Origin of the sequence: Pseudomonas sp. B21-059 (genome assembly GCF_026016285.1) — a bacterium.
GTDB classification, from domain to species: domain Bacteria; phylum Pseudomonadota; class Gammaproteobacteria; order Pseudomonadales; family Pseudomonadaceae; genus Aquipseudomonas; species Aquipseudomonas danubii.
Window position 1 is genome coordinate 6,727,173 of the sequence record NZ_CP087201.1, and the last position, 12,767, is coordinate 6,739,939.

A 12,767-nucleotide genomic window follows, 5' to 3' on the forward strand; every position below is an offset into this window, starting at 1 on the left:
CTCAGACAGATACGCTGATTCAGCAGGACCACGGACGGTCCCCTCGCCACGCCCCTGCAAAGCCTTGCGCACTCGCCCCCTCTCCTTCCGCTGCTCCAGGCAGTCTTCTGCGGTCATCCCGAATGGCCACATCCATCCCTTTTTGACCACATAGAGAGTTATGCCCCAGGGGCACCGCTGCCAGAATCGTTGGGCAAGGCACAAGCGCACTCCCCGTTTGGGGAGCCTTCGAACCCACGAACGCGTGAGAACAATAACAATGCCCAGCGCCAATACTCTCTCCGACAATCCCGCCCTCGTCCCCAGCGATTTCACCCACAGTGCCCAGGGCACCTCCCTGCGCCGCATCCTCGGGCTGCCGGCCCTGGTGTTCTTCGGCCTGGTGTACATGGTCCCGCTGACCGTCTTCACCACCTACGGCGTGGTCACCCAGATCACCGGCGGGCGTACCGCCGCCGCCTACGTGATCACCCTGCTGGCCATGATCTTCACCGCCCTGTCCTACAGCGTCATGGTCAGGAAGTACCCGATTGCCGGCTCGGCCTATTCCTACGCCAGCCTCAGTTTCGGACCGGGCATCGGCTTTCTTGCCGGCTGGTCGCTGCTGCTGGATTACCTGTTTCTACCGATGATCAACTACCTGGTGATCGGCCTGTTTCTCAACCTGGCCTTTCCCGCCGTGCCGGCCTGGGTCTTCGTGGTGGCGACCATCAGCCTGGTGACGCTGCTGAACATTCGCGGCATCGGTTCGGTATCGAGCATGAGCAACCTGATCGTCTGCGCGCAGATGGTGTTCGTGGTGGTGTTCGTGGCCCTGGTGATTCGCCAGTTGGCCGGGGCCGAGAGCCTGGACCTGAGCGCGCCCTGGATCGGCGACGGCAGCCAGAGCGGACTATTGCCGTTGATGGCCGGAGCGGCGGTGCTGTGCCTGTCGTTCCTCGGCTTTGACGCGGTGTCGACCCTGGCCGAGGAAACCCGCGACCCGCGCCGGGACATCCCCCGGGCCATTGTCATCACCACCCTGGGCGCAGGCCTGCTGTTCATCCTGCTGGCCATGACCAGCCAGCTGGCCTTCCCCGGCAGCAGCTTCAAGGACGCCGATTCGGCAGCCAGCGAGGTGATGCTGCACGCCGGCGGACGTTTCCTGGAGATGTTCTTCACCGCCACCTATGTCGCTGGCGCCGCCGGTTCGGCCCTGGCGTCACAGGCCTCGGTGTCGCGCATCCTGTTCAGCATGGGCCGCGACGGCATCTTGCCACGGCGAGTGTTCGGCACCCTGTCCGAGCGCTACAAGACCCCGGTGATCGCCATTGTCCTAGTGTCGCTGGTGTCCTTGCTGGCAGTGGTCATCGACCTCACCACCCTGGCGTCGATGATCAGCTTCGGCGCGCTGGTGGCGTTCTCGGTGGTCAACCTGGCGGTGATCAAGAGTCACCTGGGGCAGGGGCAGCCGCGCACGGGGGCGCGACTGCTGCAGTACGGCCTGCTGCCGTTGATCGGCTTCGGCCTGATCGTCTGGCTGTGGACCAGCCTCTCGGCCCTGACCCTGGGGATTGGCCTGGCCTGGTTCGCCTTGGGCCTGGCGTACCTGGGCGTCCACACCCGGGGCTTCCGTCAGCCGGCGCCGACGGTGCAATTCTCCGAACAGGCCTGACTCAGCGCCCGCCGGTCGCCATCAGAAGCCGATCGGCGTGGCCTCGAACCGTACTCGCGGATGGGCAATGCGATCCTGGGCCCGCACCAGCTCCAGCTCGTAGCTGGCGCAGGCCTGGGTTTCCAGCAGCACTTCATGCACCGCCGCGGCGGTGAATTCGAACGCCGCCACCAGGCTGTCACCCAACAGCACCCGGGCCAGGAACAGACCCGACGTCAGGTCGCCCACTCCCACCGGCTGGCGCGGAAACGCCAGCAGCGGGCGCCGCAGGTGCCAGCTGCCCTCGGCGGTCACCAGCAGCATCTCGAAGCCTTCCGCCAACTTGCCGGGGTAGTCCAGGTGCTTGACCAGCACCGCCTTGGGGCCCTTCTCCAGCAGCGAGCGGGCCATGCCCAGGCAATCGAACAACGATTGCGGCTTGCGTCCGCAGAAGCTGTCCAGTTCCAGCTGGTTGGGGCAGAGAAAATCCGCCATGGCCACCGCTTCATCCAGCAGGAAGTCGCTGACCTCCGCCGGCACGCTGCAGCCCTTCTCCGGATGACCCATCACCGGGTCGCACAAGTACAAGGCCTTGGGGTTGGTCGCCTTGATCCGCGCCACGCCACTGAGAATCGCCCGGCCCTGGGCCGCGCTGCCCAGGTAACCGGAGAGAATCGCATCGCAGTTGCCCAACTCGCCGATGGCGGCGATACCTTCCACCAGCTCGGGAATCTGCTGGGGCGCCAACACTTCTCCGGCCCAGTGACCATACTGAGTGTGGTTGGAGAACTGTACGGTATTCAGGGGCCAGACATTCACCCCGACCCGCTGCATGGGAAACACCGCAGCACTGTTACCGGCGTGGCCGAAAACCACATGGGACTGGATCGCAAGCAGGTGGGGCGTACGTTTCATGCAGGATTTTCCATAAAACCGGTGGAATTCAAGCCGCGCAGTATGCGACTAAACGCAGCCTGTACGACAGACCGGAGACGCAGTTAAGCTGACGCCACTTCGTTGGAGCAAACCTTCATGCTGACCCTTGGAAACATTTTTGTGCTGATGCTGCTGGCGACCGGCGCCGCCTGGCTATGGCACAACCACGGCCTGCGGGAGCGGGCGCTGGCGCGGGTCAAGCAGCACTGTGCACGGCTCGACATCGAGCTGCTGGACGGCAACGTCGCACTCAAGCGCATCGGTTTGGTCAAGGACGCCAACGGTCGTCGGCGCCTGGCGCGAATCTACAACTTCGAATTCACCGTGACTGGCGAAACCCGCCACGCCGGAACCATCACTCAGTTCGGAGCCCACAGCGCGCACATCGAGCTGGCACCCTATCCATTCGAAGTGAAAGAGCCGTTGCCCAGCGCCGAGGTGATCGAGCTGAGCCAGTGGCGCGAAGAGCATCGCAAGTTCAAGCCGTGAGATGCGCAGGCAAGCCTGCGCCTACAGGCGGCAAGCGCTGAGGCTGGCTTGCAGGGCGGCCATGTCCTGAGGGGCACTGAAAATCAACTCCAGGCGCGAATCCCGTCGCCATTCGCTGGGCAGCCAGTTCAGCGGTGAATTATCCAAGCCATTGCCCGAGCGCCAGCCCTCATCGCTGTGGATCACCAGTTTGGCCCGACGCCAGTCGAGGTTCTGCAGCCAGTGATCGACCCGGGTCAGGTCGAACTGCTGGCTCGGGTGCCAGCGCCAGCCGATGCTCCAGCCCTCCTCTTGAGACTGACTGAGGCAGATCGGCAACGCCGGATCGCTCCACACCGCCGGTAACTGTGCCAGGCCCTGGGGAACATCCAGGTGCTCCAGCGCCGCCCCGGCGCTGGCCTCCAGGCCCGGTAGCTCGGCCAGGGGCAAGGCGGCGTGGCGCGTCCAGAACAAGGGCAGGTCCGGCAACTGCTCCAGCACCCGCAGCCGATCGCTGTCGCTGAGCAGTTCGTCCTTGTTCAACACCAACAGGCCGGCGCTGGACAGGGCGTCCTGCTGGGCCTGGGGCAGCGGCTTGCCGGCCGCCAGGGCCTGGGCGTCGAGCACCAGCACACAGGGCTGCAACGCCAGCACCCCTTGCCAGGGCGCGACGCTCAGTTGCTTGAGCAATTGCGCCGGGTGACCGAGGCCGGACGGCTCGATGAACAGACGATCCGGCTTGGCCTTGCGCAGCAGGCGCCCCAAGCCCACCTGAAACGGTGCGCCGTTGACGCAGCACAGGCAGCCGCCGGCCACTTCGCCGAGGGCGATGCCATCGTCATCCCGAGTCAGCAAGGCCGCGTCCAGGCCGATCTGGCCGAACTCATTGATCAGCACCGCCCAGCGCTCATGGGCCGGGCGCTGGCTCAGCAGATGACGGATCAGGCTGGTCTTGCCGGCCCCCAGGGGGCCGGCGATCACATGGGTAGGAATGTTCTGCAGCATGGGAAGGGGGTCCGGAAAGCCTGTGAGGTGATGCTACGCCCTTCCCGTGCAGGGCGAAAATCCGCGCGCTCAAGAACGACGCCGCAGCAGACGCCGTTCTTGAGCGCACTGAAGGTCCTGCGGACCTTGGCGCAGCCTCACAGGCTCGGCAGCGGCTACACGCCTGACTCAGCCCAGCCAATCAAGGGTAAGGATCAGCCGGCGCTCCCCCGGCGCCGGTTGCGGCGAGCGGTGGATCAGGCCGAAACCTTCGTTACCGTGCCACTTCTCGCCCTTGAACAGCGCCACCTCACCGCTGCCGATCTGCTGGATCAGCGCCGGGTCTCGGGGTTCAGCGCTGGCCTGTCCCAGTTGCCGACGGTCCATCGCCCCTTCGCGCAACCACTGGCTGCCAATCCCGGCATAGGTGGTGATCAGGCGCACGGGCACATGGTCGACGTGAAAGCGCGGGCACATGGCCTTGTCCAGCACCCGCAAGCGCAAGCCCACGCGCTTGGCGCCCAACAGGCAGGCAAAGGCGCTGACCAGCCAGGAAACGTCGGCGATAAAGCCGTCATAACCGTGCAAGTCGCTGAAGCGCGAGGCCAGGCCCCGCAGGTTCGGTGGGCAATCCTCATCCGGCAGTTCCAGGGACAGGGACTCGGCCAAGGGCTCGTTGAGGGACAACAGCAACTGGCCGAAGTCCTCGATGTGCGCCGGCAACTGGCGCTGCCAGAGGCCGAGGTTGACCTCGTCGTCCAGCACCTCGGCCAGGACCGCCGGGGTCGGGCCAATGGCCGCGCGCCGGGAAACCAGCGGCACCGCACAAGGCAGCAGCAAGCTCCTGGCCGCCAATGGAATGCTCAGTGGAGTCACCGGGGAACTCAGGGTCAGCATCAGGCCGCCTCCTCTTCATGCCAGGCACCGAAAGGGTCGGTCATCAGGCTCCAGCCCTCGACACCCAGGGCCATTTCATCGTCATCCAGCAGGCACAGGTCGAGCTCGGCACAGAGCCGGGTGAAGTCGATGTTCTGGCCGATGAACACCAGCTCCTGGCGACAGTCGCCCGTGGCCGGGGTCCAGTTGTGCAGGATCGCCGCCATGCTTTCCTCGTCCTGGGGCCATTGCTGCTTGGGCACGAAGCGCCACCAGCGCCCGGCAAAACCGTGGCGCATCAAGCCACCGGCCTGGGACCAGCTGCCCGCCTCCTGGTACTTGCTGGCCAGCCAGAAGAAGCCTTTGGAGCGTAGCAGCTTGCCGTTGACCCAGGGCCGGTTGATGAAGTTGAAGAAGCGCTGCGGATGAAAGGGACGCCGCGCCCGATAGGCGGTTGAAGCGATTCCGTACTCCTGGGTTTCCGGCACGTGCTCGCCGCGCAACTCCTGCAGCCAGCCCGGCGCCTGGGCCGCGCGTTCAAAGTCGAAGCGCCCGGTATTGAGGATCTTGGCCAAGGGCACCTGGCCCATGACCATGGGGATGATCTCTGCCTGGGCGTTGAGCCGCGCCAGGATCGCCATCAGCTCCTGGCGCTCGGCGCTGCTGATCAGGTCGATCTTGCTGACCAGGATCACGTCGGCAAACTCCACCTGCTCGATCAGCAGGTCGGTGATCGAACGCTCGTCTTCCTCGCCCAGGGTTTCACCGCGACTGGCGAGGCTCTCCGCCGCCTGGTAATCCAGCAGGAAGTTCATGCCGTCGACCACAGTCACCATGGTGTCGAGGCGGGCGATGTCCGCCAGGCTCTGCCCGGCCTCATCGCGAAAGGTGAAGGTTTCCGCCACGGGCAGCGGCTCGGAGATCCCGGTGGACTCGATCAGCAGGTAGTCGAAGCGCCCGTCGCGGGCCAGCTTGCCCACTTCCTCCAGCAGGTCTTCGCGCAGGGTGCAGCAGATGCAGCCGTTGCTCATCTCCACCAGCTTCTCTTCGGCGCGGTTGAGGCTGACATCGCGCTGCACCTCGCTGCCGTCGATGTTGATTTCGCTCATGTCGTTGACGATCACCGCTACCCGCAGGTTGTCGCGATTACGCAGGACGTGATTGAGCAGGGTGCTTTTGCCCGCGCCAAGAAAGCCGGACAGCACGGTAACGGGAAGACGCTCGGTCATGGGGGGTTCCTCATCAGGTTCGCGGCTGGGTCAAAGCGCCCGTTGGTGGCGTTCGCGCAGCTCTTGGCGTTCTTTGGCCTCGATACACAAGGTGGCGGTGGGCCGCAGCAGCAGGCGCTGCAGGCCGATGGGCTCGCCGGTGTCGCGGCACCAGCCGTACTCGCCGCGGGCCAGGCGCTCCAGGGCCTCGTCGATCTTGTCCAGGAGCTTCTTTTCCCGCTCCAGCAGGCGCAGTTGCCATTGCCGCTGCTCTTCGGCGCTGCCGATGTCGGCGGGGTCGCTGTGGGGTTCCTGCTCGCGCAGTTGGTCGAACTCAGCGGCAATGCGCTCCTGTAATTCGCTGCGCTGGGCCAGCAGCAGATCGCGGAAGAAGCCCTGCTGGGCGTCGTTCATGTAATGCGCCGAGGGTTCGGCGAGGAGCTCTTGTTCAGTCATGGCGGGGGTCACGGGTCAGGCTTTATTTTATGTTATATTATAACAATGCAGATTAGCCAATACTCCCTTGCCGACCACGACGAAGGGCGCAATGCTGCGCCCCTGTCGCAACGAGAACTGCCATGCGCCTTGTCCTGCCCACCCTGCTTTCAAGCCTGATGCTGCTGGCCGGCCACGCCACAGCCGCCGTGCCCAGTACCTTGGCCACCTGCACCCGCAGCGCCACCCTGCTGGCCTGCGTCGATCCCTTGGGCAACGCCTACAGCGTCGCCACGGCGGGCAGCACCACTTACTTGCGCGGGTTCGAGGTGATCGGCAAACGCTACTGGGCGCAGACCAACAGTCGCTACGGGCAACTGACCTTCTTCACCGGCCTGGCCTCCGATGGTGAAGCCTGGGTGGGCTACAGCCAGCGCGTGGGCTGGACCACCCGCAATCGCTTTTCCAGTTCTGGCGGCAGCAGCGCCAAGTTCACCTGCAGCCGCATTAGCGGTTGCTAGCCGCCCCCACATCGCGCCCGGTGCAGGCGCTGGTGGCTACACGGTGCGGTTGTTCTTTGTTTCCTGGAGCCAGGCCAGATAGCTGTTGGCCGGCGGGTTCTTTTCGAAGTAGCGCTGCAAACCCTGGAACAGGCCGTCGGCAATCGCCTGCTGATGCCGCGTGGTGACCAGTTGCTGGCTGTCGCGGCGGTTGGAGATGAAGCCGGTTTCCACCAGGATCGATGGCACGTCTGGCGACTTGAGCACCGCGAACCCGGCCTGTTCCACGCGCTTCTGATGCAGGGTGGTGATCCCCGACAGGCTGTCCAGCACCGTGCCCCCTAGCTGCAGGCTGGCGGCAATAGTGGCATTCATCGACATGTCGAGAATCACCCCCGCCAGCATCGGGTCCTTGTCCTTGAGATTGAGCAGGCTGCTGGCCCCCAGCAGGTCGGCATCGTTTTCCCGCTGGGCCATGAAGCGCGCAGTGGCCGAAGTCGCCCCGCCTTCGGACAAGGCATACACCGAGGCACCGGAGGCGCTAAGGCGCGGCGCCGCATCGGCGTGCACCGAGATGAACATGTCGGCCTTGTGCTTGCGGGCTATCTCCACCCGCTTGCGCAGCGGCACGAAGAAGTCGTCGTTGCGCACCAGCTTCACGGCAAAGCCCTTCTCGCGCTTGAGCCGCTTGGCCAGCAACTGGGCAATGGACAGCACCACATCCTTCTCTCGCTCACCCTTGGCCCCCACGGCGCCGGGGTCCTTGCCACCGTGGCCGGGGTCCACCACCACGATGATGTCGCGCTTAGGATGAGGCTTGCCCGGCGACGCCTCGGGTTTGGCCAGGGGCGCAGCGGCCGCGGCGATCTGCAACGGCGCCTTGCCGGGCGCAGACAGGTCCAGCACCAGTCGATGGCCCTGCCCATCCTGGGGCGGCAGGAGAAAACTGTTGAGCTGCACCGGCTCATTCAGGTCGAGGACGATCCGCGTATCGCCCTGGCCAAAATGCCCGGAGCGGATCGCACGGATCACCGTACGGGCCAGGGGCAACTGACTGAAATCGCCACTCAGGCGAGCGCCGTTCAAATCGATGATCAAGCGCTCCGGTGCGCTCAGAGTGAAGGTCTTGTACTGCACCGGGCCACTCAGATCGAGCACCAGCCGCAGCTTGTCGGCGTCTTTCCACAGCCGCGCATTACGGATCTGCGCGGCAGAAACAGCCCAGGGCAACATCAGGGCCGTACCGGCCAACAGCAGGTTGAGCAATTGACGTCTGTGCATGACAAATACCGCAGATGAGGGAGTGTCCGTACTCACAAGAACAGGCCAAAGAACCGCCGAGGAAAAATGTTTCATCGGATGTATTGTTATAATATAACATGCAGAAATATTCCTAACGACGGACCTGTTCATGAACGCGCTGACTCTGCCGGATATCGCCGCGCAGGCCTCACGCCAAGCCTTGCCCCTGGAATGGGTGGGCATGTGCGGCATTGCCTTACCTGTACTGATGGACAGCCAACGGATCGCTGCCAAAGCGGACGCCGGAGTCAGCCTCGACGACGGCGAGGCGCGAGGCATTCATATGTCGCGGCTGTACCTAGCCCTGGAAATGCTCGAACAGGACAACCTCACGCCTGCTCTGCTGCGCCAAGTGCTACAGCGCTTTCTCGACAGTCACGAAGGCCTGGCCAACAGCGCCTACCTGCGCCTGCACTTCGATCTGCTGCTCAAACGCCCGGCATTGGTCAGTCCTTTGGCCGGTTGGAAGAGCTATCCGTTGAGCATCGAAGCACGGCTGAAAAACGCGATGTTCCACGTGGAACTAAAAATTGTCGTGCCTTATTCCTCCACTTGCCCTTGCTCGGCCGCCCTGTCCCGTCAGTTGATCCAACAGCAATTCGTCGACGATTTCGCCAACCGGCCACTGCAGCACGCCGAGATCCTGGCCTGGCTGGGCTCGACCCAAGGCATAGTTGCCACGCCCCATAGCCAACGCAGCAACGCCGAACTGCACCTGCGCCTGGACGACTTCCTCGACGAACTGCCGTTGATTGCACTGATCAACGACGCGGAAAACGCCCTGGGCACTGCCGTGCAGACGGCGGTCAAACGCGCCGATGAACAGGCCTTCGCCCTGGCCAACGGACAAAACCTGATGTTCTGCGAAGACGCCGCCCGCCGGCTGAATCTGGCCCTGCGTCGCTCCCCCGGGGTCAACGCCTTCCAACTGCGGGTCGTGCATGCGGAAAGCCTGCACGCCCACGACGCCGTGGCGCAAAGCCGCTGGAACTGGGAGGCCTGATGATCCGCTGTCGAGGTTTGCGCTGGGGCGCGCCGGGCCAACCCCTGACTCCAGCCCTGGACCTGCACCTGCCCAGCGGCAGCCTGAGCGCCATCATCGGCGCCAACGGTTCGGGCAAGAGCAGCCTGCTGAAAGTCCTGGCCGGGCTGCAAAAACCCTTGGCCGGCAAGGTCGATCTGGCGGCGCCCAAACGGGGCGGCTTTTCGTTTCTGCCGCAACAGCAACACCTCGATCGCCAGTTCCCTATCAGCCTTGAAGCGCTGGTGGCCGGTGGCTTCTGGGGCAAGCGTGAACCCGCCAGGGCCCGGGCAGAAAAACTTCAGGCGGTGCTCGAAGACTGGCATTTGAGTGGCTTGGAAAGCCGCCCGTTGATGGCCCTTTCCGGTGGGGAATTACAGCGCGCGCTGCTGGCCCGACTGAGCCTGACCGAAGCGCCTCTGCTGTTCCTGGACGAACCCCACGCCGCCCTCGACGAAGCGGGCCAGACCCTGCTCTGGCAACACCTGCACAGCTGGCACGCCCAGGGCCGAACGCTGGTAGTGGTTTGTCATGACCTGGCCGCCGTGCGCCAGCACATCCCTCAGACCTTGTGGGTCAAAAGCAGCGGCTGTGTCTTGGGCCAGAGCCAAGAACTGATCGCCCCGCCCTTCCAGACGCAGGTGGCGTGATGCAGTTCGCCGCACAGCTCTGGCAGCCCTTCAGCGAATTCGTGTTCATGCGCCGGGCCTTGCTCGGCGGTTTGGTCCTGGCCTGCAGCACCGCCCCCCTGGGCGTCTTCCTGATCCTGCGGCGCATGAGCCTGATCGGCGATGCGGTGGCCCACGGCATCCTCCCCGGCGCCGCTCTGGGTTTCTGGTTCGCCGGTCTCAGCTTGCCGGCCCTGACCCTCGGCGGCCTGGGCGCCGGCTTGGGCATGGCCGGCCTCGCGGCCTGGATCACCCGCCGCACCGGCCTGCGGGAAGACGCCAGCATCGCGGCTATCTACCCCATCTCCCTGGCCAGCGGCGTGTTGATCCTCGGGCTGGCGGGCAAACGCCTGGACCTGTTGCACCTGCTGTTCGGCTCGGCCCTGGCGGTGGACGGCCCGACCCTCAACGGCATGCTCCTGGTCTCGGCCTTCAGCCTGCTGGCCATGGCCCTGATCTACAAACCCCTGCTGCTGGACACCCTCGACCCACTGTTCCTGCACAGCGTCAGTCGCCTGGGTCCCCTGGCTCACGGCCTGTTCCTGACCCTGGTGGTGCTCAATCTGGTGATCGGTTTCCAAGCCATCGGCGCCCTGATGGTGGTGGGGCTGATGATGCTGCCGGCCGCCGCCTCGCGCTTCTGGAGCCGGCGGCTGCCGCTGCTGATGGGCATCGCGGCGCTGCTGGGTTGTCTCTCGGTGTGGCTCGGCCTGTTGCTGTCATTCCATTACTCGCTGCCCAGCGGACCGGCCATCGTGCTGGTGGCGGGCAGCCTGTACCTGCTGTCCGTGGTGTTCGGTCCGGTACACGGTCTGTTGCACCGCCCGCCGTTGCTCACATCCCCATGAGGTGTTTCCCGATGCGCGCTCTACTCGTGCTGTTCAGCCTGCTGCTGCCACTGTCGTGGTCCACCGCCCAGGCCGCGGACAAGCTGGCCGTGGTCACCAGCTTCAGCATCCTCGCCGACATCACCCGCCAGGTCGGCGGCGAGCATGTACAGATCACCAACCTGGTAGGCGCCGATGAAGACGCACACACCTACGAACCCACGCCGGACGATGCCAAGGCCCTGCTCAAAGCCCGGCTGATCATCAAGAATGGCCTGGGCTTCGAACCCTGGCTGGATCGCCTGGTGGCCAGCTCGGCCACCAAAACTCCAGTCATCACCGCCAGTCGCGGGGTGATTCCACGGACCCTGGACGAGGACGGCGAACAGGTGCCCGACCCGCACGCCTGGCACAACCTGGCCAACAGCGAACGCTATGTGAACACCATCACCCAGGCGCTGATCGCCGCCGACCCGGCCCACCAGGCCGACTACCAGCGCAACAGCCAGGCCTACCTGCAACAGATCTACCGCCTGCTGGCCGAGGCCAAGACCAAACTCGGCGCCCTGCCCCCGGGCAACCGCAAGATCGTCACCTCCCACGACGCCTTCGGCTACCTGGGCCAGGCCTACGGTATCGACTTCATGGCGCCCCAGGGTCTGTCCACCGAACGCGAACCCTCGGCCGCCGAAGTCGCGGCGCTGATCACCCAGATCCGCAACGCCAAGGTCAAGGCGGTGTTCATGGAGAACATCAAGGACGCCCGCCTGCTCAAGCAGATCGCCGACGAAAGCGGCGCCCATATCGGCGGCACCCTGTACTCCGACGCGCTCTCCGCCACGGGTCCGGCCAGCACCTTCATCGGGCTGTTCGAATACAACCTCAACACCCTGTACGACGCCCTGAGCCGACCATGATCCAACGCCCGCCGCTGACACTGCTGGACCTGGAAAGCGCTGCCCAGGGCAGTCGCTGGCCGCTGACCGCGGTGCTCGATGCCCTGCCCTGGAACAGCGACGGACTGATCGCCGCCATCGCCCAGCAACACGACAGCGGCGAGGTGCTGATGCTGGCCTGGATGAACCGCCGGGCCCTGGCCGAAACCCTGGCCAGCGGCCAGGTCTGCTACTGGTCGCGCTCGCGCCAGTGCCTGTGGCGCAAGGGCGAAAGCTCGGGCCACCGCCAGCGCCTGATCGAAGCGCGCCTGGACTGCGATGGCGACGCCGTGTTGCTGCAAGTGGAGCAACAAGGCCCCGCCTGCCACACCGGCCGCCCCAACTGTTTCTACAACGCCATTCGCGATGGCGCGGTGGAAGTCATCAGTTCCCCCTTGAAGGACTCGCGCCATGATTCGTAAAAACCCTTCCGGCGATCTGCCGGTAATCGCCGAATCCGCCTACGTGGACAAGACCGCCATCATCTGCGGCAAGGTGGTGATCGGCGACAACGTGTTCGTCGGCCCCTACGCGGTGATCCGCGCCGACGAGGTCGACGCCAGCGGCCAGATGGAAGCCATCACCATCGGCGCCAATTCGAACATTCAGGACGGCGTGGTGATCCACTCCAAATCCGGCGCCGCCGTCACCATCGGCCAGCACACCTCCATCGCCCACCGCTCCATCGTCCACGGCCCCTGCGTGGTCGGCGACCGGGTGTTCATCGGTTTCAACAGCGTGCTGTTCAACTGCGTGGTGGGCGACGGCAGCGTGGTCCGCCACAACTCGGTGGTGGACGGTCGCGACCTGCCCCCAGGCTTCTACGTGCCCTCCACCACCCGCATCGGCCCCAAGACCGACCTGGCGCAGTTCCCTCCGGTGAGCATCAGTGCCTCGGAGTTTTCCGAGGACGTGGCCCGCACCAACGTCGATCTGGTCCGCGGCTACAAGGCCCTGCAGAACGAGTTTTGAGC

Annotated in this window: 15 protein-coding genes; 9 read left to right on the forward strand and 6 right to left on the reverse strand. The window is 64.9% G+C overall.

Annotated features, from left to right (window positions below; genetic code table 11):
• Positions 1-259: 259 nt before the first annotated feature.
• Entirely contained in the window at positions 260-1,654 is a 1,395-nt protein-coding gene (locus LOY69_RS30060; protein ID WP_265073955.1) for an APC family permease, read from the forward strand.
• 21 nt (positions 1,655-1,675) lie between these two features.
• On the opposite strand, the gene pdxY is transcribed toward LOY69_RS30060, so the two are convergent.
• Positions 1,676-2,548 (reverse strand): pyridoxal kinase PdxY, encoded by an 873-nt coding sequence (gene pdxY / locus LOY69_RS30065; RefSeq protein WP_102862376.1) that lies wholly within the window; start codon positions 2,546-2,548, stop codon positions 1,676-1,678.
• 117 nt (positions 2,549-2,665) lie between these two features.
• Here pdxY and LOY69_RS30070 point away from each other — a divergent pair, with 117 nt between their 5' ends.
• Positions 2,666-3,058, forward strand: a complete 393-nt coding sequence (locus tag LOY69_RS30070) for a DUF3301 domain-containing protein (protein WP_102862377.1) — start codon at positions 2,666-2,668, stop codon at positions 3,056-3,058.
• A gap of 21 nt (positions 3,059-3,079) precedes the next feature.
• Here the strand turns inward: LOY69_RS30070 and LOY69_RS30075 are convergent, their stop codons facing one another.
• The 4 genes from LOY69_RS30075 to dksA form a co-directional block, all read right to left on the reverse strand.
• Complete coding sequence (locus tag LOY69_RS30075) at positions 3,080-4,042, reverse strand: CobW family GTP-binding protein (RefSeq protein WP_170001399.1); 963 nt, start codon at positions 4,040-4,042, stop codon at positions 3,080-3,082.
• 168 nt (positions 4,043-4,210) lie between these two features.
• On the reverse strand, positions 4,211-4,918 hold the full coding sequence (locus LOY69_RS30080; RefSeq protein ID WP_102881364.1) for a DUF1826 domain-containing protein: 708 nt from the start codon (positions 4,916-4,918) through the stop codon (positions 4,211-4,213).
• Positions 4,918-6,126 carry a zinc metallochaperone GTPase ZigA gene (zigA, locus tag LOY69_RS30085; RefSeq protein ID WP_102862380.1) on the reverse strand — a complete coding sequence of 403 codons (1,209 nt, stop codon included), beginning with the start codon at positions 6,124-6,126 and terminating at the stop codon, positions 4,918-4,920. Before zigA ends, LOY69_RS30080 begins: the two co-directional genes overlap by 1 nt.
• A gap of 30 nt (positions 6,127-6,156) precedes the next feature.
• On the reverse strand, positions 6,157-6,561 hold the full coding sequence (gene dksA / locus LOY69_RS30090; RefSeq protein WP_102862381.1) for an RNA polymerase-binding protein DksA: 405 nt from the start codon (positions 6,559-6,561) through the stop codon (positions 6,157-6,159).
• A gap of 122 nt (positions 6,562-6,683) precedes the next feature.
• Between dksA and LOY69_RS30095 the strand changes: the two genes are divergently transcribed.
• The gene (locus LOY69_RS30095; protein ID WP_102881365.1) at positions 6,684-7,061 is read left to right on the forward strand and encodes a glutamine synthetase; all 378 of its coding nucleotides are present in this window, start codon (positions 6,684-6,686) and stop codon (positions 7,059-7,061) included.
• Positions 7,062-7,097: 36 nt separating this feature from the next.
• On the opposite strand, the gene LOY69_RS30100 is transcribed toward LOY69_RS30095, so the two are convergent.
• Positions 7,098-8,321, reverse strand: a complete 1,224-nt coding sequence (locus LOY69_RS30100; protein WP_253084129.1) for an N-acetylmuramoyl-L-alanine amidase — start codon at positions 8,319-8,321, stop codon at positions 7,098-7,100.
• Positions 8,322-8,451: 130 nt separating this feature from the next.
• Here LOY69_RS30100 and folE2 point away from each other — a divergent pair, with 130 nt between their 5' ends.
• The 6 genes from folE2 to LOY69_RS30130 are packed head-to-tail and all read left to right on the forward strand — an operon-like array spanning position 8,452 to position 12,765.
• Positions 8,452-9,345: a GTP cyclohydrolase FolE2 gene (folE2, locus tag LOY69_RS30105; RefSeq protein WP_102862384.1), complete on the forward strand. Its 894-nt coding sequence runs from the start codon at positions 8,452-8,454 to the stop codon at positions 9,343-9,345.
• Positions 9,345-10,013: a metal ABC transporter ATP-binding protein gene (locus LOY69_RS30110; RefSeq protein ID WP_213664476.1), complete on the forward strand. Its 669-nt coding sequence runs from the start codon at positions 9,345-9,347 to the stop codon at positions 10,011-10,013. Before folE2 ends, LOY69_RS30110 begins: the two co-directional genes overlap by 1 nt.
• A complete protein-coding gene (locus LOY69_RS30115; protein ID WP_213664477.1) occupies positions 10,013-10,879 on the forward strand; it encodes a metal ABC transporter permease in 867 nt (288 codons plus the stop codon). Before LOY69_RS30110 ends, LOY69_RS30115 begins: the two co-directional genes overlap by 1 nt.
• A gap of 11 nt (positions 10,880-10,890) precedes the next feature.
• A complete protein-coding gene (locus tag LOY69_RS30120; protein ID WP_265073956.1) occupies positions 10,891-11,775 on the forward strand; it encodes a metal ABC transporter substrate-binding protein in 885 nt (294 codons plus the stop codon).
• On the forward strand, positions 11,772-12,215 hold the full coding sequence (gene hisI, locus LOY69_RS30125; protein ID WP_102862388.1) for a phosphoribosyl-AMP cyclohydrolase: 444 nt from the start codon (positions 11,772-11,774) through the stop codon (positions 12,213-12,215). Before LOY69_RS30120 ends, hisI begins: the two co-directional genes overlap by 4 nt.
• A complete protein-coding gene (locus LOY69_RS30130; protein ID WP_102862389.1) occupies positions 12,205-12,765 on the forward strand; it encodes a carbonate dehydratase in 561 nt (186 codons plus the stop codon). Before hisI ends, LOY69_RS30130 begins: the two co-directional genes overlap by 11 nt.
• The last annotated feature ends 2 nt before the right edge of the window (positions 12,766-12,767 follow it).

Coding starts and splice junctions, on each gene's coding strand:
- LOY69_RS30080 (WP_102881364.1), bottom strand. CDS start 4,918: ATGCTGACCCTGAGTTCCCCGGTGACTCCACTGAGCATTCCATTGGCG.
- LOY69_RS30110 (WP_213664476.1), top strand. CDS start 9,345: ATGATCCGCTGTCGAGGTTTGCGCTGGGGCGCGCCGGGCCAACCCCTG.
- pdxY (WP_102862376.1), bottom strand. CDS start 2,548: ATGAAACGTACGCCCCACCTGCTTGCGATCCAGTCCCATGTGGTTTTC.
- LOY69_RS30100 (WP_253084129.1), bottom strand. CDS start 8,321: ATGCACAGACGTCAATTGCTCAACCTGCTGTTGGCCGGTACGGCCCTG.
- LOY69_RS30095 (WP_102881365.1), top strand. CDS start 6,684: ATGCGCCTTGTCCTGCCCACCCTGCTTTCAAGCCTGATGCTGCTGGCC.
- hisI (WP_102862388.1), top strand. CDS start 11,772: ATGATCCAACGCCCGCCGCTGACACTGCTGGACCTGGAAAGCGCTGCC.
- LOY69_RS30130 (WP_102862389.1), top strand. CDS start 12,205: ATGATTCGTAAAAACCCTTCCGGCGATCTGCCGGTAATCGCCGAATCC.
- LOY69_RS30070 (WP_102862377.1), top strand. CDS start 2,666: ATGCTGACCCTTGGAAACATTTTTGTGCTGATGCTGCTGGCGACCGGC.
- LOY69_RS30075 (WP_170001399.1), bottom strand. CDS start 4,042: ATGCTGCAGAACATTCCTACCCATGTGATCGCCGGCCCCCTGGGGGCC.
- LOY69_RS30060 (WP_265073955.1), top strand. CDS start 260: ATGCCCAGCGCCAATACTCTCTCCGACAATCCCGCCCTCGTCCCCAGC.
- zigA (WP_102862380.1), bottom strand. CDS start 6,126: ATGACCGAGCGTCTTCCCGTTACCGTGCTGTCCGGCTTTCTTGGCGCG.
- LOY69_RS30120 (WP_265073956.1), top strand. CDS start 10,891: ATGCGCGCTCTACTCGTGCTGTTCAGCCTGCTGCTGCCACTGTCGTGG.
- folE2 (WP_102862384.1), top strand. CDS start 8,452: ATGAACGCGCTGACTCTGCCGGATATCGCCGCGCAGGCCTCACGCCAA.
- LOY69_RS30115 (WP_213664477.1), top strand. CDS start 10,013: ATGCAGTTCGCCGCACAGCTCTGGCAGCCCTTCAGCGAATTCGTGTTC.
- dksA (WP_102862381.1), bottom strand. CDS start 6,561: ATGACTGAACAAGAGCTCCTCGCCGAACCCTCGGCGCATTACATGAAC.